This is a genomic window from Microbacterium sp. zg-Y625 (assembly GCF_030246925.1).
GTDB lineage: Bacteria > Actinomycetota > Actinomycetes > Actinomycetales > Microbacteriaceae > Microbacterium > Microbacterium jiangjiandongii.
Genome location: NZ_CP126740.1, coordinates 1,636,037 through 1,655,464 on the forward strand (window position 1 = coordinate 1,636,037; position 19,428 = coordinate 1,655,464).

Annotated in this window: 17 protein-coding genes and 2 tRNA genes; 5 read left to right on the top strand and 14 right to left on the bottom strand. The window is 69.2% G+C overall.

The genetic code is table 11. The annotated features are described in order from the left end of the window. Positions 1 to 17: 17 nt before the first annotated feature. Together QNO14_RS07420 and QNO14_RS07425 are read right to left on the bottom strand one after the other, a co-directional pair. Positions 18 to 1,634 (bottom strand): ABC transporter substrate-binding protein, encoded by a 1,617-nt coding sequence (locus QNO14_RS07420; protein WP_257506181.1) that lies wholly within the window; start codon positions 1,632 to 1,634, stop codon positions 18 to 20. Between the two features lie 322 nt (positions 1,635 to 1,956). Then, positions 1,957 to 2,781: an endonuclease domain-containing protein gene (locus QNO14_RS07425; RefSeq protein WP_257506182.1), complete on the bottom strand. Its 825-nt coding sequence runs from the start codon at positions 2,779 to 2,781 to the stop codon at positions 1,957 to 1,959. 397 nt (positions 2,782 to 3,178) lie between these two features. On the opposite strand from QNO14_RS07425, the gene valS reads away from it, so the two are divergent. Both valS and QNO14_RS07435 read left to right on the top strand, forming a co-directional pair. Beyond that, positions 3,179 to 5,752, top strand: a complete 2,574-nt coding sequence (gene valS, locus QNO14_RS07430) for a valine--tRNA ligase (protein WP_257506183.1) — start codon at positions 3,179 to 3,181, stop codon at positions 5,750 to 5,752. A gap of 1 nt (position 5,753) precedes the next feature. Then, a complete protein-coding gene (locus tag QNO14_RS07435) occupies positions 5,754 to 6,002 on the top strand; it encodes a hypothetical protein (RefSeq protein WP_257493375.1) in 249 nt (82 codons plus the stop codon). Between the two features lie 18 nt (positions 6,003 to 6,020). Here QNO14_RS07435 and QNO14_RS07440 read toward each other — a convergent pair whose 3' ends face one another. After that, positions 6,021 to 6,260, bottom strand: a complete 240-nt coding sequence (locus tag QNO14_RS07440) for a hypothetical protein (protein WP_257506184.1) — start codon at positions 6,258 to 6,260, stop codon at positions 6,021 to 6,023. A gap of 30 nt (positions 6,261 to 6,290) precedes the next feature. Then, positions 6,291 to 7,007: an NADPH-dependent F420 reductase gene (locus QNO14_RS07445; RefSeq protein WP_257506185.1), complete on the bottom strand. Its 717-nt coding sequence runs from the start codon at positions 7,005 to 7,007 to the stop codon at positions 6,291 to 6,293. Positions 7,008 to 7,171: 164 nt separating this feature from the next. On the opposite strand from QNO14_RS07445, the gene QNO14_RS07450 reads away from it, so the two are divergent. Continuing rightward, on the top strand, positions 7,172 to 9,226 hold the full coding sequence (locus tag QNO14_RS07450; protein WP_257506186.1) for a M3 family metallopeptidase: 2,055 nt from the start codon (positions 7,172 to 7,174) through the stop codon (positions 9,224 to 9,226). Positions 9,227 to 9,250: 24 nt separating this feature from the next. Here QNO14_RS07450 and QNO14_RS07455 read toward each other — a convergent pair whose 3' ends face one another. From QNO14_RS07455 to QNO14_RS07480, 6 genes are all read right to left on the bottom strand, one after another. Continuing rightward, on the bottom strand, positions 9,251 to 9,862 hold the full coding sequence (locus tag QNO14_RS07455) for a hypothetical protein (protein WP_257506187.1): 612 nt from the start codon (positions 9,860 to 9,862) through the stop codon (positions 9,251 to 9,253). A 168-nt stretch (positions 9,863 to 10,030) separates the two neighbouring features. Further along, complete coding sequence (gene clpX, locus QNO14_RS07460) at positions 10,031 to 11,296, bottom strand: ATP-dependent Clp protease ATP-binding subunit ClpX (RefSeq protein WP_257493370.1); 1,266 nt, start codon at positions 11,294 to 11,296, stop codon at positions 10,031 to 10,033. 159 nt (positions 11,297 to 11,455) lie between these two features. Continuing rightward, a complete protein-coding gene (locus QNO14_RS07465) occupies positions 11,456 to 12,124 on the bottom strand; it encodes an ATP-dependent Clp protease proteolytic subunit (RefSeq protein ID WP_257493369.1) in 669 nt (222 codons plus the stop codon). Between the two features lie 23 nt (positions 12,125 to 12,147). Next, positions 12,148 to 12,777: an ATP-dependent Clp protease proteolytic subunit gene (locus QNO14_RS07470; RefSeq protein ID WP_257493368.1), complete on the bottom strand. Its 630-nt coding sequence runs from the start codon at positions 12,775 to 12,777 to the stop codon at positions 12,148 to 12,150. Positions 12,778 to 12,913: 136 nt separating this feature from the next. Beyond that, positions 12,914 to 14,521: a trigger factor gene (gene tig, locus QNO14_RS07475; RefSeq protein ID WP_257506188.1), complete on the bottom strand. Its 1,608-nt coding sequence runs from the start codon at positions 14,519 to 14,521 to the stop codon at positions 12,914 to 12,916. Positions 14,522 to 14,596: 75 nt separating this feature from the next. Next, positions 14,597 to 14,670, bottom strand: a tRNA-Pro gene (locus tag QNO14_RS07480). 118 nt (positions 14,671 to 14,788) lie between these two features. On the opposite strand from QNO14_RS07480, the gene QNO14_RS07485 reads away from it, so the two are divergent. Then, positions 14,789 to 14,862 (top strand) — tRNA-Gly (locus QNO14_RS07485). 210 nt (positions 14,863 to 15,072) lie between these two features. Here QNO14_RS07485 and QNO14_RS07490 read toward each other — a convergent pair. Beyond that, positions 15,073 to 15,612 carry a gamma carbonic anhydrase family protein gene (locus QNO14_RS07490; protein WP_257493358.1) on the bottom strand — a complete coding sequence of 180 codons (540 nt, stop codon included), beginning with the start codon at positions 15,610 to 15,612 and terminating at the stop codon, positions 15,073 to 15,075. A 121-nt stretch (positions 15,613 to 15,733) separates the two neighbouring features. On the opposite strand from QNO14_RS07490, the gene QNO14_RS07495 reads away from it, so the two are divergent. Next, complete coding sequence (locus QNO14_RS07495; protein ID WP_257493357.1) at positions 15,734 to 16,219, top strand: Dps family protein; 486 nt, start codon at positions 15,734 to 15,736, stop codon at positions 16,217 to 16,219. 58 nt (positions 16,220 to 16,277) lie between these two features. Here the strand turns inward: QNO14_RS07495 and QNO14_RS07500 are convergent, their stop codons facing one another. From QNO14_RS07500 to QNO14_RS07510, 3 genes are read right to left on the bottom strand one after another with little or no spacing between them, the layout of a single operon-like run. Beyond that, on the bottom strand, positions 16,278 to 17,780 hold the full coding sequence (locus tag QNO14_RS07500; protein ID WP_257506189.1) for an amidohydrolase: 1,503 nt from the start codon (positions 17,778 to 17,780) through the stop codon (positions 16,278 to 16,280). Then, entirely contained in the window at positions 17,777 to 18,418 is a 642-nt protein-coding gene (locus QNO14_RS07505; protein WP_257506190.1) for an FMN-binding negative transcriptional regulator, read from the bottom strand. Before QNO14_RS07505 ends, QNO14_RS07500 begins: the two co-directional genes overlap by 4 nt. Before the next feature lie 29 nt (positions 18,419 to 18,447). Next, positions 18,448 to 19,332, bottom strand: coding sequence for a hypothetical protein (locus QNO14_RS07510; RefSeq protein WP_257506191.1), 885 nt, complete (start codon positions 19,330 to 19,332; stop codon positions 18,448 to 18,450). Positions 19,333 to 19,428: the final 96 nt, after the last annotated feature.

Sequence of the window (19,428 nt, forward strand, 5' to 3'; positions counted from 1 at the left end):
GCCCCGAGGGCGCTCGTTCACCCGACGGTCACGTCGTAGAAGAGGGGGCGTCCGTACAGATCGTAGGACAGCCCGTCAACCCGCTCTCCCACGGCCGTGATGAACGCGGGGCTGTACAGCGGCACGATGGCGACGTGCTCGGCGTTCCACTGCTGCACCTCGCGGTAGAGCACCGCGCGCTCGTCGGCATCCGTCCTCGCCACGGCATCCTGCAGCAGCAGGTCCATCGCCGGGTCGTTCACCTGCGAGGCGTTCTGGAATCCCTCGCTGTGCAGGTGGCTGCGCAGCAGATCGGGGTCGACGCCCGAGAAGCCCCAATCGGTGAGGTCGAAGGTCTTGGGACCGTACTGCTCGTTGTAGGCGCCGGGCTCCAGGACCTCGCGCACGATCTCGAAGCCGACGGACTTGAGGTCGGACTGGATCGCATTGGCCAGCGCCGCGCGGTCGTCGGGCACCGGGGTCCAGGCGATCCAGCGGGCCGAAAGCCGCTGGCCCTCCTTCGTGCGGTAGCCGTCAGCGTCGCGTTCGGTCCAGCCTGCTTCGTCGAGCAGCGCGTTCGCAGCGGCCGGATCGAACGGCCAGGTGCCCTCGAGCGAAGCGTCGTAGCCGGGCGTGGTGGAACCGAGGATGCTCCATGCCCGCGGGAACTGACCGGAGTAGATCTCCTCGACGGCGGTGTCGATGTCGATCGCGCGGCTGAGGGCCTGACGCACGCGCTGGTCGGCCAGCACGCCGTACGCCTCGTTGAGGTACAGCGAGTACGGCAGGCCGGGGTACTCCAGCGAGTCGACGGTGAGGGGCTCGCCGAGGTCGGCGGCGAGGTTCGGCGGCAGCTGGCTGGCAAGGTCGGCCTCGCCGCTCTCGACGACGCCGACGCGAACGGCGGCCTCGGGAAGGATGCTCACCCGCAGCGTCTCGAACGACGGGGCGCCCTGGCCGTCAGGCCCCCAGGCGTAGTCGTCGTTGCGGGTGTAGACGATCTCCTGGTCGGGCGTGTAGTCGGTGAGTTCGAACGGACCGGTGCCGACGGTGGCGCCGGGCCCGCCGGCCTTGAGGCGGTCGGCGGATTCTTCGAGGACGGCCGGCGAGTAGAAGCCGAGGTGGGCGGTGCTGGCCGCCTGCAGGAACGGCGCGTAGGCCTGCGTGAAGTCCACCCGCACGGTGTGGTCGTCGAGCACCTCGGTGCCGGCGTAGAACTCGGCGCCCATCATGCTGGCCGCCTGCGCGGATGCCGTCTCGGGGTCGACGATGCGGTCGAAGTTCGCCTTGACGGCCGCCGCGTCGAAGGGCTCGCCGTCGTGGAACGTGACGTCGTCGCGCAGCTCGAAGGTGTAACTGGTGCCGTCGTCGGAGACCTCCCACGACTCGGCGAGCCACGGCGAGAAGGTGCCGTCGGCCTGCTGGAACACCAGCGAGTCGAGCACAGCCCGCTGCACGAGCGACGAGACGTCGAGCTGGCTGGTCTGCGGGTCCATGTGGCCGGCAGAGAGGTTCGCCCCCTCGATCGCCCACACCACCTCGCCGCCGCCGTCCGCGGTGTCGTCGCCACCGCCCGCGCCGGCGCAGGAGCTCAGGACGAGCGCGGTGGCCATCGCGACGGCGGATGCGGACAGGGTGCGGCGAAGCGAAGGCATGCGGGACCTCGGGGTGTCAGGGGTGAGCCGTTCCACGCTACTCCGTTTTTGGACGCGGTGGATCTATTCGCCGGGGCGCGATACGCGGCCGATTACCTGACGCCCGGCCTCAACGGAATGAGGGATCGTTCCAGGTGAGGGGATCCTTCCGGATGAGGGCGCGTTGCGGCATCCGCTCCCTCAGATCGCCGGATGCCCTCATTTGGCACGGCGGTGGGGTCGGCGGCGGTGGGCACGGCGACGCGGCACGGGGGCGATGCGGCAGGGCGGCGGTGGGTTCGGCGGCGCGGCACGGCGGGGTGGTAGAGCGGTGGGATGCGCGTCACCGGACGCGGTGCAGTCCCTGCGCGACCGCGCGCTGGACGAGGTCCTGAACCCATGGCCAGTTCTCGACGACCTGGAGGTAATCCACGCGAATGACGTGGTACCCCAGCAGCATGAGCTCCGCGTCATGCGCGATGTCGGATCGCCTCTGTGCGCCCACATGATGGGCGCCGTCGATTTGCAGCACGAGCCGGTCGCCGATGAGAAAGTCCACGCGGTGCCCCGCGATCCAGGCCTGCGGAACGATGGGCACCCGCAGCCACCGCAACCGTGGCGGCACGAAGCTCTCGAGTCCCGAGTCCGCGAACGGGTTCGCCGCCTCAAGCAACCGGCGTGCCGTCATGGTCAGCGGGAGCCGCTCCAGGACGCCACGTTCGACCAGACCGCGACGCAGCGCCGATTCCCACACGGCGAGCGCGGGCTCGAAGGGCTGACAGGCCGCCACCGTAGCGAGCACGTTCTCCACCGGATCAATGAGAGCGTCGGGGTGCCGCGGAAGAATCGGCTGCGCCCAGTGAACCCGCGCCCCGACTGCACGGATCTCGCCGGCATGCGGCTTAGCTGCCACGTGCGCCTCGGTTTCACCCAGCACCCAGAGCCCGAGTCGACGCGCCTGGGTGACGCAGGTCAGCGCGACGCGGTCACGTGCCGCAGCCACGAGATACGGATCGGCGTCCGGCACAGCGACCCACAGCCGCTGCACCGCGACGAGTTCGCCGCGTCGCACCGCCTGCGCGATGTGATGCGCGCTGAATCCCGCCGCCCGAAGGGTGGCACGGCGGGCCACGCCACCACGGGTGATGACTGCTGCATGCACGTCCATGGCGTCAGTGTCGTCGCGCCGACGCGCGCCCCGCGGACTGCGATGCCGGTTTCGGGATGCATCGCGTTGTCGCGCCACTGGGGAGAAGGCACGGCCCGCCCGTCGCGCCCGCGCCCGGCGCGGCCCGGACCCAACGCGCCCCGTGGAATGAGGGGATCCGACCGAATGAGGGGGGAATCGCGGCATCCACCCCTCTCTTCGCCGGATCCCCTCATCTTGAACGCGGCACGCCGAACGCGGCACGCCGAACCCCGCCGCGCAGGGCAACCAGAGGGCGGCCCCGCGCACGCGAGCCCCCGCCCCGACCGGAATCCCCCGCCACCCCCGGTAAACTGTGCGGACGGTCCACACTCAGGCACGCTCACACAGTGCCGCATATATCGCTCGAGGAGCCCCCATGTCGCAGATCCCTGACAAGCCCGCACTGGAAGGCCTCGAGCAGAAGTGGGATGCCGCGTGGAGCGAGCAGGGCACCTACCTGTTCGACCGTGACGCGGCGAAGGCGAAGGGCCGCGCGGGCGTCTACTCCGTGGACACTCCCCCGCCCACGGCATCCGGAAGCCTGCACATCGGGCACGTCTTCTCCTTCACCCACACCGACGTGAAGGTGCGCTACGAGCGCATGCGCGGCAAGACCGTGTTCTACCCGATGGGCTGGGACGACAACGGCCTGCCCACCGAGCGCCGTGTGCAGAACTACTACGGCGTGCGCTGCGACCCGTCACTCCCCTACACCCCGGACTTCACGCCTCCCTTCGAGGGCGGCGACAACAAGAGCAGCAAGGCCGCCGACCAGGTGCCCATCAGCCGCCGCAACTTCATCGAACTGTGCGAGCGGCTCACCGTCGAGGACGAGAAGCACTTCGAGGCGCTGTTCCGCCAGCTGGGGCTCAGCGTCGACTGGACCCAGACCTACCGCACCATCTCGGACGAGACGGTGCGCACCAGCCAGCTGGCGTTCCTGCGCAATGTCGAACGCGGCGAGGCCTACCAGTCGCTCGCCCCCACGCTGTGGGACATCGACTTCCGCTCCGCGATCGCCCAGGCCGAGCTCGAAGACCGCGACCAGCCGGCCGCGTACCACCGGGTCGCCTTCCACCTCACGGACGGCTCCGGCGACATCGAGATCGAGACGACCCGTCCCGAGCTGCTCGCCGCCTGCGTCGCGCTGGTCGCCCACCCCGATGACGAGCGCTACCAGCCGCACTTCGGCTCCACAGTGCGCACGCCCCTCTTCGATGTCGAGGTGCCGGTGCTGGCGCACCCGCTCGCACAGAAGGACAAGGGGTCGGGCATCGCCATGATCTGCACGTTCGGCGACGTGACCGACATCATCTGGTGGCGCGAGCTCGACCTGCCCAACCGCACGATCCTCGGCAAGGACGGCCGCATCGTTGCCGAGGCACCCGATGTCATCGTGACGGATGCCGCGCGCGCGGCGTACGCCGAACTCGCCGGCAAGACGGTGTTCAGCGCCAAGAAGCGCATCGTCGAGCTGCTGCGCGAATCGGGTGAGCTCATCGGCGACCCGAAGCCCTTCACGCACCCGGTGAAGTTCTACGAGAAGGGCGACCGCCCGCTCGAGATCGTCTCCACGCGCCAGTGGTACATCCGCAACGGCGCGCGGGACGCCGAGCTGCGCGAGAAGCTCATCGCACTGGGCGCCGGCATGTCGTGGCATCCGGATTTCATGCGCGTTCGCTACGAGAACTGGACCAACGGGCTCACCGGCGACTGGCTCGTCTCGCGCCAGCGGTTCTTCGGCGTGCCGATCCCGGTCTGGTACGGCCTCGACGAGAACGGCGAGCGGGACTACAGCCGGGTGCTGACCCCCGACCTCGCCACCCTGCCGGTCGACCCCACCGTGGATGTGCCCCCGGGCTACACCGAGGAGCAGCGCGGCGTGCCGGGTGGCTTCGACGCCGAGCGGGACATCTTCGACACCTGGGCGACGTCGTCGCTCACGCCGCAGCTGGCCGGCGGCTGGGAGCGCGACCCCGAGCTCTGGGAGCTCGTGGCCCCGTTCGACATGCGCCCGCAGGGCCAGGACATCATCCGCACGTGGCTCTTCTCCACCATGCTGCGCAGCGCCCTCGAGGACGATCGCGCCCCCTGGTCGGATGCCGCGATCTCCGGGTTCATCGTCGACCCCGACCGCAAGAAGATGTCGAAGTCCAAGGGCAACGTCGTGACTCCGGCGGACATCCTCGCGCAGCACGGAACGGATGCCGTGCGGTACTGGTCCGCCTCCAGCCGCCTGGGCGCCGACGCGGCGTTCGACCCGCAGAACCCGACACAGGTCAAGATCGGCCGACGCCTGGCGATCAAGGTGCTCAACGCCGCGAAGTTCGTGCTCTCTTTCCCCGTGCCCGAGGGCGCCGAGGTGACCCACGCACTGGACGCCTCGATGCTCGCCGCCCTCGACGGCGTCGTGCGCGAGGCGACGAAGGCCTACGACGCCTACGACCACGCCCGCGCGCTGGAAGTGACCGAGGCGTTCTTCTGGACGTTCTGCGACGACTACCTCGAGCTCGTCAAGGAGCGCGCCTACAACCAGGCCGACGTGGGCCAGGCTTCGGCCGCGCTCGCCCTGCGTCTGGCGCTGTCGACGCTGCTGCGTCTGCTTGCCCCCGTGCTCGCGTTCGCCGCGGAGGAGGCATGGTCCTGGTTCGAGGAGGGCTCGGTGCACACCGCTGCGTGGCCTGAACCGCTCGGATTCGAGGGCGACCCCGCGGTGCTGACCGCCGTCGGCGAGGCGCTCATCGGCATCCGTCGCGCCAAGACCGAGGCCAAGGCCTCGCAGAAGACCGCCGTGGAGCGCGTGACGATCGGCGCCACCCCCGCTATCGCAGCGCTTCTGCGTGAAGCCGAGGGCGACCTGAAGGCCGTGGGTCGCATAGCGGAGATCACCTACCAGGAGGCCGAGTCCACCTCGGTGCTCGACATCGTTCTCGTCCCCCAGGAGGCCTGACATGCAGCTCGGAACCCGCTGGACCTCCGGCGACGAACCGCCCAAATCGGTGCCCGACAGCATTCGCGGTCAGATCCACGCCGTCGATCGGGCGATGCCCGGCGATGAGCTGGGCCAGCCGCGGCCGCGGTGGACGCTGACGTTCCTCGAGGGGCGGCCCGTCGCGGAGCTCGAGACGGGAGTCGTGGTCTCGCTCGACGCCGACGGCAACGCGGTGGTCGGGCACGACCCGGACGACGAGTTCGGCTGACCGGACGCCGCGCGGCCGTCAGCGCGGGGGCATGGTCGACAGGTGCGTCGACAGGGCCTGCTCTCGCTCCCGAGCGCCGGCGATGACGGTGCGCTCCCGCTCAGGGTCGCCGACGGTGGTGGCGCGGGCCGCGCGACGTTGCATACGCCGCGCGACGGCGTGCTCTGCCCCAACCGCGAGGCGCAGCGCGGCTCGTTCGGCCGCAGTGGGCTCGACATTGCCGACGCGTCGTCCGGACGCAACGACGTAGGTGCTCATGATGGGTTCTCTCGCTCTCTTTCTCTATCTCTAGAATCGGCGAGCTGCGACGTCGACCCGCGTGGCGGCGTCGAGCGCGTGCTCAATGTCTGACGCCGGGGTGGGGCCGGGCTCGGCATCGATCAGCTGATCCTCGGGCAGCGACGGGTCGCTGAAGTAGATCGCGCCGTAAGCGGGCGTCTCGGGCTCGAAACGCCAGCTCTCGGCGAGCGTGCCGGCATCGACCGTGTCGAAGCCGAGCCGGCTGATGATCTCGGCAGCCTCGGTCTTGGCCTGGTGGTCGTCTCCTGCGATGGGCAGCGCGGTGCGGTCGGCCGCGCCGTCCGGCCTGGCCAAGGCCGGGATGTGCGCGGCCAGGATGTTGTTGAAGGCCTTCACGTAGCGGGCGCCGCCCAGCATCCCCTGGACCAGTTCGCTCGTGGTCACCCTGTTGTCCGCGAGTTCGGGAATGCTGCCGTCGCGGGACGGGTAGTAGTTGCTCGTGTCGATCACGAGGTGACCGGCCAGCAGCCCCTCGGGGAGGTCCGCAACCGCCTTGAGCGGGATGGAGAGCACGACGGTGTCGGCGCTCTCTGCGACGTCGGTCACCGTGCCGGCCTGGGCGAGCGGGCCCAGCTCGGCGAGCAGCCCCTGCAGCGTCTCAGGCCCGCGGGAGTTGGCGATGACCACGTTCATGTCCGCCGCAACCGCCAGGCGGGCGACCGCCGATCCGATGTGTCCGCTTCCGATGATTCCCAGCGTCGGCATTGTGCTTCCCTTCGGTGCGCGCCGGCGTGATGTGCGCCGCAGAGTCGCCCACGCGGCCCCTGCGGAGGGGCAACCACCGCCCCACGCCGGGCATTCCCGGCTGCCCCACTGCGCGTCGCGTGCGTTGCGCCGTGGGGGCCGCGACCGCGCCCTAGGCTGAGACGATGACGGACGAGACCAACCCCCTGCTGCAGCCGAGCCCCCTCCCCTACGGGCTGCCGGACTACCCGGCGATCCGCGTCGAGCACTACCTGCCGGCGTTCGAGGCAGGCTTCGCTCAGCAGCGTGCGGAGGTCGATGCCCTCACCGCGAACCCGGATGCCGCGACCTTCGAGAACACCATGACGGCGCTCGAGTCCTCCGGTGACCTGCTGGGCCGCGTCGCCCGCACCTTCTATACCGTGTCGTCGGCGGATGCCACGCCCGACATCCAGCAGGTCGAGGAATCCCTCGCCCCATTGATGTCCGCCCACCAGGACGCCATCCAGCTGGACACTCGGCTCTACGAGCGGGTGCGGTCGCTCTTCGAACGGATCGACGAGCTGGAGTTGACCCCCGAGCAGCGCTACCTGGTGCAGCGCCGCTACACGCAGATGACGCACGCCGGCGCGGGGTTGTCGGATGCCGAGAAAGAGCGCCTGACCGCCCTCAACCAGCGTCTGTCCGTGCTGACGAACACCTTCGAGAAGAACCTCCTCGCCGACACCAACGACCTCGCCGTCGTGTTCGACGATGCCGCTCAGCTGGACGGCCTCACCGAGGGCGAGCTGTCGGCCGCCGCCCAAGCCGCCGCCGACCGAGGCCTGGACGGCTCCTACGTCGTCACCTTGACGCTGTTCACCGGACACCCGTACCTGTCGTCGCTGACCGACCGCGAGTCGCGCCGGCGCATCATGGCGGCCTCCCGCGCACGCGGCTCCCGCGGCAACGAGCACGACAACCGCGAGGTGCTCCGCGAGATCGTGCGCCTGCGCGCCGAGCGCGCCGAGCTGCTCGGGTACGACAGCCACGCCGCGTACATCACCGCAGACGAGACTGCCGGCACGCCGGAGGCGGTGCGCGACCTGCTCTTCCGGCTCGCGGTGCCGGCGGCACGCAACGCCGAGCGCGAGCGCGCGGCGCTGCAGGAGATCATCGACGGCCAGGGCGAGCCCTTCCCGCTCGAAGCGCACGACTGGGCGTTCTACACCGAGCGCGTCCGTGAGGCGCGGTACGCCCTGGACCGCTCCGCGCTGCGGCCGTGGTTCGAAGCCGAGCGGGTGCTGCGGGACGGCGTTTTCTACGCGGCATCCGCCCTCTACGGCATCTCGTTCACCGAGCGCCCCGACCTGCCGGCCTACCACCCCGACGCTCGCGTCTTCGAGATCCACAACGCCGACGGCTCGCCGCTGGGCCTCTACGTGCTGGACCTCTACACCCGCGACACGAAGCGCGGCGGCGCGTGGATGAATTCGATCGTGCTGCAGTCGCGCCTGCGCGGCACCGACCCGGTGGTGGTGAACAACCTCAACGTGTCGCGTCCCGCGCCCGGTCAGCCGACGCTGCTGAGCCTCGACGAGGTCAACACGCTGTTCCACGAGTTCGGGCACGCGCTTCACGGCCTCTTCGCCACCGTCACGTATCCGAGCTTCGCCGGCACGAACGTGTACCGCGACTTCGTCGAGTTCCCCAGCCAGGTCAACGAGATGTGGATCTACTGGCCCGAGGTGCTGGCCAACTACGCCCGCCACATCGACACCGGCGAGCCGCTGCCGACCGAGGTGGTCGAGAAGCTCGCCGCGTCCGAGACGTTCAACCAGGGCTTCGCCACCAGCGAGTACCTCGCCGCGTCGTGGATCGACCAGGCCTGGCACCGCCTGAGCGCTGCCGACGCGGTTGAGCACATCGACGTCGCCGCATTCGAGGCCGCTGCCCTCGCCGAGATCGGGCTCGACTCCCCCGCCGTGCCGCCGCGCTATTCGTCGACGTATTTCGCGCATGTCTTCTCGGGCGGTTACAGCGCCGGCTACTACTCCTACATCTGGAGCGAGGTGCTCGACGCCGACACCGTGAAGTGGTTCGAAGAGAACGGGGGCCTGACCCGCGAGAACGGCGACCGCTTCCGTCAGCGCCTGCTGGGTGTCGGCGGTTCGAAGGACCCGCTGGAGGCGTACCGGGACTTCCGTGGTCGGGATGCCGAGATCGCGCCGCTCCTGGAGCGTCGCGGCCTCGCCGACTGAGCCCACGCTGCGGGCGGGACCTGCTCAGCGCCAGCCGAGCAGGTCCCGCACGACGGCCTGCGAGGCCGGAGAGCCGTCGTTCTTGATGCCTCGCATGCGTTCGGCCGAGACCAGGGTTCCGGTCTTCGAGAAATGGTCGTTCAGCGCCGCGAGAGTGGTGCGGATCAGCGGTCCCGCGTCGTTCGCGTCCGAGCCGCCCAGGATCGAGCCATGGGGGTAGATGACCAGTTCCGTGCCGGCGGGCGTCGCCCGCGCAGATGCCACGACAAGGGTGGGCGTCGCGCCGCGCCAGAAGGGGCGGAAGAACTCCAGGCCGGTGTCCTCGACGAGCCAGGCGACAACCCCGCGCTTCCACGAGCGCTTGATCTCACCCAGGCGCAGGTCCTGCGCGAGCCACTCGGACCCGGATTCGTGCAGCAGCCGCTGGAACGTGCCGTCCCCGAGCGCGAACCCGACCGCCTGAAGCTGCGCGACTGCGATCTGCATGGCGGCCTGCGGATCAGTGCGCACCACGAACCTCCCGCCGCCGGAGGTGAAGCTGTACCAGCCGACCGGAGCGATCCGCATCTGCTCGCCCGAGCCCGCAACGCTGACCTCGTGGTGGCGGACGGGCACGTACTCGGGTTGATCAGACATGGCTACATCCCCATCGATATGTGTCGTGGGGCGACCTTATCGACCCGGGGCCGAGCACGTTTCGGCAATTGACTTTCTGCGGCTGAATGCAGCAACGTGGGTCTTCTGTCTTTTTGCGCATTCGCCGCATGCGGCCGCCCTATCGCGGCGGAAAGGCTCGCCGGCGAGTCAGGCGCTCTTGCGCTTCTGACGCAGCAGCAGTGTCGGGGCAGCGCCCTGGACGACGGCGGGCGTGATGACGACCTTCTCCACGTCCTCGGCCGACGGGATCTCGAACATGATCGGACCCAGAACATCCTCGAGAATGGCGCGCAGTCCGCGCGCGCCCGTCTTGCGCGCCACGGCCAGGTCGGCAATGGCGCGCAGAGCCTCTTCCTCGAACTCCAGCTGCACGCCGTCGAGCTCGAACATGCGCTGGTACTGCTTCACGAGGGCGTTGCGCGGCTCGGTGAGGATCTCCATGAGAGCCTCTTGATCCAGCGGCGAAACCGATGCCACGACGGGAAGACGGCCGATGAACTCGGGGATGAGCCCGAACTTGTGCAGGTCCTCGGGGAGCACCTCGCTGAAGAGGTTCAGGTTCTCGCCCTTGTCGTGCAGCGGTGCGCCGAAACCGACGCCGTGCTTGCCCACCCGCGAGGAGATGATCTCTTCGAGACCGGCGAACGCGCCCGCGACGATGAACAGCACGTTGGTCGTGTCGATCTGGATGAACTCCTGGTGAGGATGCTTGCGCCCGCCCTGCGGCGGGACCGAGGCGACCGTGCCCTCGAGGATCTTCAGGAGCGCCTGCTGCACGCCCTCTCCGGAGACGTCACGGGTGATCGAGGGGTTCTCGGCCTTGCGGGCGATCTTGTCGACCTCGTCGATGTAGATGATGCCGGTCTCGGCGCGCTTGGTGTCGAAATCCGCCGCCTGCAGCAGCTTCAGCAGGATGTTCTCGACGTCTTCGCCGACGTAGCCCGCCTCGGTGAGCGCAGTGGCATCCGCCACGGCGAACGGCACATTCAGCCGCTTGGCGAGTGTCTGCGCGAGATACGTCTTGCCGCAACCGGTCGGGCCGAGGAGCAGGATGTTGCTCTTGGCGATGTCGATGTCGTCCGCGCGCTGCTCGGCCGGCTTGAGCGTGCCGTGCGCGCGGATGCGCTTGTAGTGGTTGTACACGGCGACGGAGAGGGCGCGCTTGGCGGGGTCCTGACCGACGACGTACTCCTCGAGGAACGAGAAGATCTCGCGGGGCTTCGGCAGATCGAAGTCGGCGACCTCGCCGGTGCCGGACTCGGCCATGCGCTCTTCGATGATCTCGTTGCACAGCTCGACGCATTCGTCGCAGATGTAGACGCCCGGACCCGCGATCAACTGCTGGACCTGCTTCTGGCTCTTGCCACAGAAGGAGCACTTGAACAGGTCGGCACTTTCACCGATGCGAGCCATCAGGCCCTCCTCACTTCCCCCAGTCGGGAGCACTTTTGAGCCTAACCTCTGGGTGCGACATCGGGCCGCATTTGCGGATCACGATGTCACACTCTCGGCCGGGAGCGACGAAGCCCCGCACGTCGGCAGGCGACGGCGGGGCTTCGGCTGGTGCGGCTGTCAGCTGGTGATGGCGGCCGGCTGACGCTTGCGCGTCGTCAGCACCTGGTCGACCAGGCCGTACTCGAGGGCATCGTGGGCCGAGAGGATCTTGTCGCGGTCGATGTCCTTGTTGACCTGCTCCTGCGTGCGGTGGGAGTGCTTGGCGAGCGTCTCCTCCAGCCAGGTGCGCATGCGCAGGATCTCGGCGGCCTGGATCTCGATGTCCGACGCCTGTCCGTGCCCGGCCTCGCCCACGGCGGGCTGGTGGATCAGGATGCGGGCGTTGGGGAGAGCCAGCCGCTTGCCGGGGGCGCCGGCCGCCAGCAGCACGGCTGCAGCGGATGCCGCCTGGCCGAGCACGACGGTGGAGATCTGCGGCGACACGTACTGCATGGTGTCGTAGATCGCCGTCATCGCGGTGAAGGAGCCGCCGGGCGAGTTGATGTACATGACGATGTCGCGGTCGGGATCCTGCGACTCGAGCACGAGCAGCTGGGCCATGACGTCGTCTGCCGAGGCGTCGTCGACCTGGACGCCCAGGAAGATGACGCGGTCCTCGAAGAGCTTGTTGTACGGGTCCTGGCGCTTGTAGCCGTAGGCCGTGCGCTCTTCGAACTGCGGCAGGATGTAGCGGCTGTTGGGCATCTGCAGGCCCTGAGGGGCGCCGCCGAAGGTGGGTGTGTGCATGTTCTGTGTCTCCTTCGGGGGGCTCAGTTGGCGGTGTCGTCGACGGCGGTTCCGCCGCCGCCGGTGACGTCTGCGGCGTGCTCGCGGATGTGGTCGACGAAGCCGTACTCGAGCGCCTCGTCCGCTGTGAACCAGCGGTCACGGTCGCCGTCGAGGTTGATCTGCTCGACCGACTTGCCCGTCTGCGCCGCGGTGATCTCGGCCAGGCGACGCTTCATCGAGAGGATCAGCTGAGCCTGCGTCTGGATGTCGCTCGCGGTGCCGCCGAAGCCGCCGTGCGGCTGGTGCAGCAGCACGCGCGCGTTGGGCGTGATGTACCGCTTGCCCTTGGTGCCGCTGGTGAGCAGCAGCTGACCCATCGAGGCGGCCATGCCGATGCCGACCGTCACGATGTCGTTCGGCACGAACTGCATGGTGTCGTAGATGGCCATGCCCGCCGTGATCGAGCCGCCGGGCGAGTTGATGTAGAGGTAGATGTCCTTCTCGGAGTCCTCCGCCGCCAGCCACAGGATCTTCGCGCAGATCTCGTTGGCGTTGTCGTCGCGCACCTCCGACCCCAGCCAGATGATGCGGTCCTTCAGCAGTCTGTCGAAGACGCTCGTGGCGACAAGTGGTTCGGCCATGTTCACTCCTGTTTCCGTGGTCCGTCGCATCGAATCTACCGGCGCGGCGCGGGTGACCCGCCCGTGTTCGCCCTGGGCAGATCGTGCGCGTCGTGCCGTCGGCACGCCCGCGTACGACAGCGGGGCGGATGCCGCAGCATCCGCCCCGCTATCTGAACCGGTCCGATTACTCGGCGTCGGCCTTCTTGGTGGTCTTGCGCGCGGCGGGCTTCTTCGCGGGAGCAGCCTCGGCGGCGTCCTTCGCGTCGTCCTTTTTCGCGGCGGCCTTCTTGGCCGGAGCCTTCTTCGCCGGGGCCTTCTTCGCCGGGGCCTTCTCGGCCGGAGCGTCGTCGGCGTCCTTGGCGGCAGCCTTCTTCGCCGGGGCCTTCTTGGCGGGGGCCTTCTTGGCCGGCTTCTCGGCGGCCTCCTCGGCCTCGATGATCTCGTCAGCCTCGGCCGCGGCGTCGGCGATCTCCTGGGCCTCTTCGACGACCTCGTCCTCGGCGGCGGGCTCGTCCTCAAGGGCGATGAAGCCGCTCAGGTCGACGGGCTTGCCCTCGGTGTCGACGACGGTGACCTTCGCCAGCGCCAGCGCGAGCGCCTTGTTGCGGGCGACCTCACCGATCATGGCGGGCAGCTGGTTGCCCTGCTGCAGCGCGTTGACGAACTCCTGCGGGGCCATGCCGTACTGCGAGGCCGACTGGATGAGGTACTGGGTCAGTTCGTCCTGCGAGACCTGCACCTTGAACTCTTCGGCGATCTTGTCGAGCACCATCTGCGTGCGGAACTGCTTCTCGCTGGCCTCGGTGACCTCGGCGCGGTGCACGTCGTCCTCGAGGCGACCCTCGCCCTCGAGGTGCTGGTGCACCTCGTCCTCGACCAGCTGCGCCGGCACGGGGATGTCGGCGAGCTCGATGAGCTTCTCGACGAGCTTGTCGCGGGCGGAGGATGCCTGGGCGAAGCCGGACTGCTCGGAGACGCGCTCGGCGAGGCTGGCACGCAGCTCGTCGATCGTGTCGAACTCGCTGGCCATCTGGGCGAAGTCGTCGTCGGCCTCGGGCAGCTCCCGCTCCTTGACGGCGACGACGGTCACGGCGACCTCCGCCTCCTGGCCGGCGTTGTCGCCGCCGACGAGCTTGGAGCGGAACGTGGTCTCCTCACCGGCGGTGAGGGACTCGATGGCCTCGTCGGTGCCCTCGAGCAGCTCACCAGAGCCCACCTCGTACGACACGCCCTCGGCGCGGTCGATCTCGTTGCCGTCGATCGCGGCGACGAGGTTCAGCTCGACGAAGTCTCCCTTGGCAGCGGGACGGTCGACCGTCACCAGCGTGCCGAAGCGACCACGCAGGCGGTCGAGCTCGGCGTCGACGGCGGCCTGGTCGGTCTCGACGGCGTCGACCTCGATGGTGATGCCGTCGTAGGCGGGAAGCTCGAACTCGGGCCGCACGTCGACCTCGACCTCGACGACGAGGTCGCCGGAGAAGTCCTTGTCGCTCGGCCACTCGATGACCTCGGCCGACGGCCGACCGACGACGCGCACCTCGGTCTCGCGCACGGCGTCGCGGTAGAACCCGTCCAGGCCCTCGCTCACCGCGTGCTCGATGACCGCACCCTTGCCGACACGCTGGTCGATGATGGGGGCCGGCACCTTGCCCTTGCGGAAGCCGGGGATCTGGATGTCCTGGGCGATGTGCTCGTACGCGTGCGCGATGGCGGGCTTCAGTTCGTCCGGGGTGACCGTGATGTGGAGCTTGACCCGCGTGGGGTTGAGCTTCTCGACCGTGGCGTTGACCATGCCTGTTGCTTCTCCTTGGGTGATCCGCGCAGACGCGCGGAGGCGGAAAGTCTGGATGTCTGGGAGGTCGTTACGTCGGGGCGACAGGATTTGAACCTGCGGCCTCCCGCTCCCAAAGCGGGCGCTCTACCAAGCTGAGCTACGCCCCGGGCTGTGTGCACGCACGCGTGCGCTGAAACGACCCCGGGAAGTCTAGCCGACCGCGCCGTGTCCGCGCTGAGCCGGAGGTTCGACTACACTGACGGAGGCCGCGGAGCATTCCGCCGCGGGGATGTAGCTCAATGGTAGAGCCTCAGTCTTCCAAACTGATGGTGCGGGTTCGATTCCCGTCATCCCCTCCACTTGCTGGTTCTTGTCCTGCGATGTCGCGCGGACGGTGAACGGCCGTGGCATCCGCCCATACGTCGCCGACTCCGGTTCACCCGGATGCGGAGATCTGCCCGGGCAAGGGCCGGATCCCGCCTACAACGCCGCATCCGGGCAGATGTCCGCATCTCGGCGAACCGGATCGTGAGCCGGCGCGGCCTGAGACAGGCGCCGTGGTCGGACAGTCAGCCCGCGGACGTGGCGTCTTGGTGGGTCTGCAGATGCGCGCGGTACACCTCGGCGTTTCGCAGCAGCTTGCCGCGTTCGTCCGCTGTCAGCTCTCGCCGCACCTTCGCCGGCACACCGGCCACGAGCGAGCCCGGCGGCACGATCGTCCCCTCGAGCACCACCGCTCCCCCGGCCACGAGCGAGCCCGCACCGATGACGGCGCCCGAGAGCACGACCGCCCCCATGCCGATGAGGGACCCGTCTTCGACGGTGCAGCCGTGCACGACCGCGTTGTGCCCGATCGAGACGTCGGCTCCGATGACCACGGGGTGCCCCGGGTCCACGTGCACCGAGACGTTGTCCTGCACGTTGCTGCCCGCCCCGAGTGTGATGCTGTCGCTGTCGCCGCGCAGCACGGCGTTGTACCAGACGCTCGATTCCTCACCCAGAGTCACCGCCCCGATGATCCGCGCCCCCGCCGCGACGAACGCCGAGGCGGGAACGAGCGGCTCGCGGCCGGAGACGGACAGGACGGAGGCATCATCGGCGATCGTCATGCCATGACTCTAGGGCGGTCGTCAAGCCGCATAAGCCCAGCCTCAGCTTGCTTGCGGAATAGCCCCGCCTGAGTACCGTTGCAAAAGGTGGGGCGACTCCCCGCCGATAGGAGACGACAGCATGACGAAGAATCAGACCATTCCGGCCACCGCCGCCGACCCGACCGTCGCCGCCGGCACCGCGCAGTTCCTCACGCCCGTCGTCATGGGCCTGCAGGCGCTGGTGGTCAACGGCAAGCAGGCGCACTGGAACGTCCGCGGTGCGAACTTCCAGTCGATCCACGAACTCCTCGACACGGTCGTCGAGCACGCGCAGGCATGGTCCGACGAAGCCGCCGAGCGCATCGTCGCCCTGGGTCTTCCCATCGACGCCCGCCTGACCACGGTCGCCCAGAAGGCCAAGCCCACCACCGTGCCCGCCGGGTTCACCCCGTGGGACGCCATGGTGCGCAGCGTGCTGGCCGACATCGACGGCATCCTCGTCGATGTGCAGGCCGCGATCGATGGTCTCGACGAGGTCGATCTCACGAGCCAGGACGTCGCCATCGGCATCAAGGCGGGTCTCGAGAAGGACCGCTGGTTCCTCTTCGCCCACCTCGCCGAGTAATCACGTCTCCACGAAGCCCCGGCCCGCGAGGGTCGGGGCTTCGTCGTGTCAGGCGCTGTCAGGCGGAGACGTGCGTGAGGCGCCCGGCGATCATGGTGGCCGCGACCTGCATGCCGCGCAGCGTCTTCTCGTCCGCCGTCAACGGGTCGTGTGCCACGACGGCCAGATCCGCGACGCCGCCGATCCGCAGCGCCGAGCCCCCGGCGGAGCCTTCGGCGGTGGATGCCGCAAGAGCGGTGGCGGCATCCACCGCCTGCCCTGGCTGCCACGGCTCACGGCCGTCGCGGGTCCGGTGCACCGCGGCCGACATCGCCGCCCACGGATCCAGCGGCGAGACCGGGGCGTCGGACCCGAACAGCAGGTTGGCGCCCGCGTCGGCCAGCGCACGCAGCGGGTAGGGCTGCGAGGTCTGGGTGGCCCACACCGTGTCGGTGAGGTCTCGGTCGTCCAGCGCGTGCTCGGGCTGCACGCTGGCCCCCACCTCGAGCGCGGCGAACCGTGGCACGTCCGCATGGGCCACGAGCTGCGCGTGCTCGATCGTGCCTGTCGCGCCCGTCAGCGCGAACGCGTCGAGCGCATGGGTGTTGGCGATGTCGCCGATCGCGTGGATGGCGCAGGAGAGGCCTCCCCCGGTGGCGCGGATCATCAGATCGCCCAGCTCATCGGGCGGGATCGTCAGCATGCCGTGGTTCAGCGGGTCGCCGGGATAGGCGTGCGAGCACGCGGCCGTGCGGGTGCCCAGCGAGCCGTCGCTGATCACCTTGAGGGAGCCGACCCGGAAGAGCCCAGCCGGGTCGACGGCGTCACCCGTCTCGATTCCCAGGTCGAGGGCCCGCTGCAGATCGCGCGGGTAGACACCGAACCGCGCGCGGAGGGTGTCGAACCCGTCGGCGGCGCGGCGCGCCCAGGCCTCGGCGTTCCACGCCATGTCGAGATCCACGATCCCGACGACGCCGCGGGATGCCGCATCGTGCGCCATGCGCGCCACATACGCGTCGGCGACATCGGTGGGAACGAGGTTGAGGCGTCGGGAGATCTCGAACGCCGGCTCCTCCCAGAGCAGGCCCGAGCCGGCCACCGGGTGACCCTCGCGCCGCAGGGCGGCGGAGTTGAGCCACACGCTGTGGACGTCGGCGTTGATGAGGTAGGTGGGGACGTCGCCGGTTGCGGCATCCAGCACCTCGAGCGTCGGGGCGTCGGGCCAGAACGCGTGGCGGAACCCGGTTCCGATGCGCCGCCCGTCATCCAGCACGGGGGCGTCGGCCATGAGCCACGCCGCGTGGGCCGCACTGTCGGCGTGTCCGAGAGGCGCCCGCTGTGTGAGGAGGGCCCACTGCACTGTGTGCACGTGGTGGTCCCACAGCCCCGGGATCAGCCAGCCGCCCTGGGCGTCGAGGACGACGCCCGCCCGAGGAAGGGCGCCCGCAGGGGCGATGTCGGCGATGGCGCCACCCTGCAGATGCACGTCGACGAGGTCATCGCCGAAGGGGTCGGTGCGGTCCTCCCCCGTCAGTCGTGCATTTGCGACGACGGCGACGTGGTCGCCTGCGGCCCAGGTCATCTGCTGCTCCTTCGTGCGTCGAGGTCCCGACGCATCTCGCCGGCCAGGCGGGGGTCCGCGTATGCGCCCGAGCCGGCATCCAGTTCGCCGATGATCGTCTCGACCACCTCGTCGGGGCGGTTCTGGCTCAGTTTGCGCTTGGCGACCACCCGCGTAGGGGTCAGCCGGAAACCCACCGTGCCCTTTTCCAGTCGATGGATGTAGCCGGCGTCGTTGGGACGCTCCCACATCATCCGCGGCTGCGCCATCCCGCTCTCGAAGTGGGCCACGAGCCGGTCGAGCACCGCGAGGTTCTCGTCCGCCGTGAGCAGCTCGGGCACGCCACTCAGGTGCGCGGAGATGAAGTTCCAGGTGGGCACCGACGCGACGTCGCCGTACCAGCCGGGCGAGATGTATCCGTGCGGACCCTGCACGACGACCAGCAGTTCACGCTCCCCCAGCCGGTGGATGAGATCGTCCGGCTTGCCGACGTGCCCGACGATCGTCAGGTCCTCGCGCGTGTCGTCGAGCAGCACGGCGTAGTGCGACGCGACGAGACCTTCGGGGGTGCTGCTCACGAGGGTGACCCACGGGTTCTCTTCGATGAGCCGCCGAAGCTCCGCGGTGTCGCCCAGGACGAAGCTGGGGTTCTGGCGCATGCGCTCAGCCTATTTGCGCGCGGGCGCGCTCAGGTGTACGACTCGACCCTCTCCACGGGCAGGCCCGACCGCCAGGAGTTGAGTGCCAGCGCCACGGCGATGGCCATGAGCGCGCTGCCGATCCCGAGGGCGCCGATTCCGTATGCCGGGCTCTGCAGGTGCACGCCCAGCGGGCTCAGGCCCAGTGCCGCGCCGGCGGCACCGGCGATCCCCACTTCCGCGCGCCAGATGTGGGAGAACTTGCGCCACCACAGCTGGGAATGCGAACCCGGGGTGATCAGGGACTCGTTCTGCGCCAGCCGGTCGTTGTACGTCAGTTTCTTGAGGAGCGAGAGCGCGATCATGCCCGCGAGAAGGCCGGTGATCACGCCGTACACCGTGACGGTGAACCAGAACTGTATCGCTGCGGACGAGCCCTCGGCGATGTCGAGGGTGCCCGACGCATCCAGCACGACCGGCACGACCATCACGAGCACCCACGCCGTCAAGGCGAAGCCGAGGAAGAGCGCATGCAGGCGAACGCTGATGGGACGCAACAGGACGGCGAACGACCCGCCGGACGAGGCTCTACCGCCTGCTACCTCCCACCGGCCGCGGACGGCGTACTGGCCCAGAAAGAAACCGATCATCGACAAACCAGCCATGAGCGTGGGGAACATGATGGTCTCGGTGCCGCCGATGTCATCCGGGAAGACCGCGCTGATCCTGCCCCCGCCGGCCGTGTAGGTGAGCAGCCAGACCACCGCTGCGGCACCGACGAGGAGCGCTCCCACTCCGACGAGGTTCCCGCCGACGGCGACGATCCGCCGCACCCAGACGGCCGGTCCGGTCGTCTGCCGGCCCTGACGCCCGGCCGGGTGTCCCCCTGCGACCCGCGCCCGGTTGCGCGATTTCTTGCGCCCCTTCGTCGCCATGCGTGCACTCCTCCGGTGGGGCGGCTTCGTGGCAGCAGCGTTCCCGCTCAGCCGTGGATGGAGCCCATGATGGCCCCGGCCTGCGCCGAGCACGAA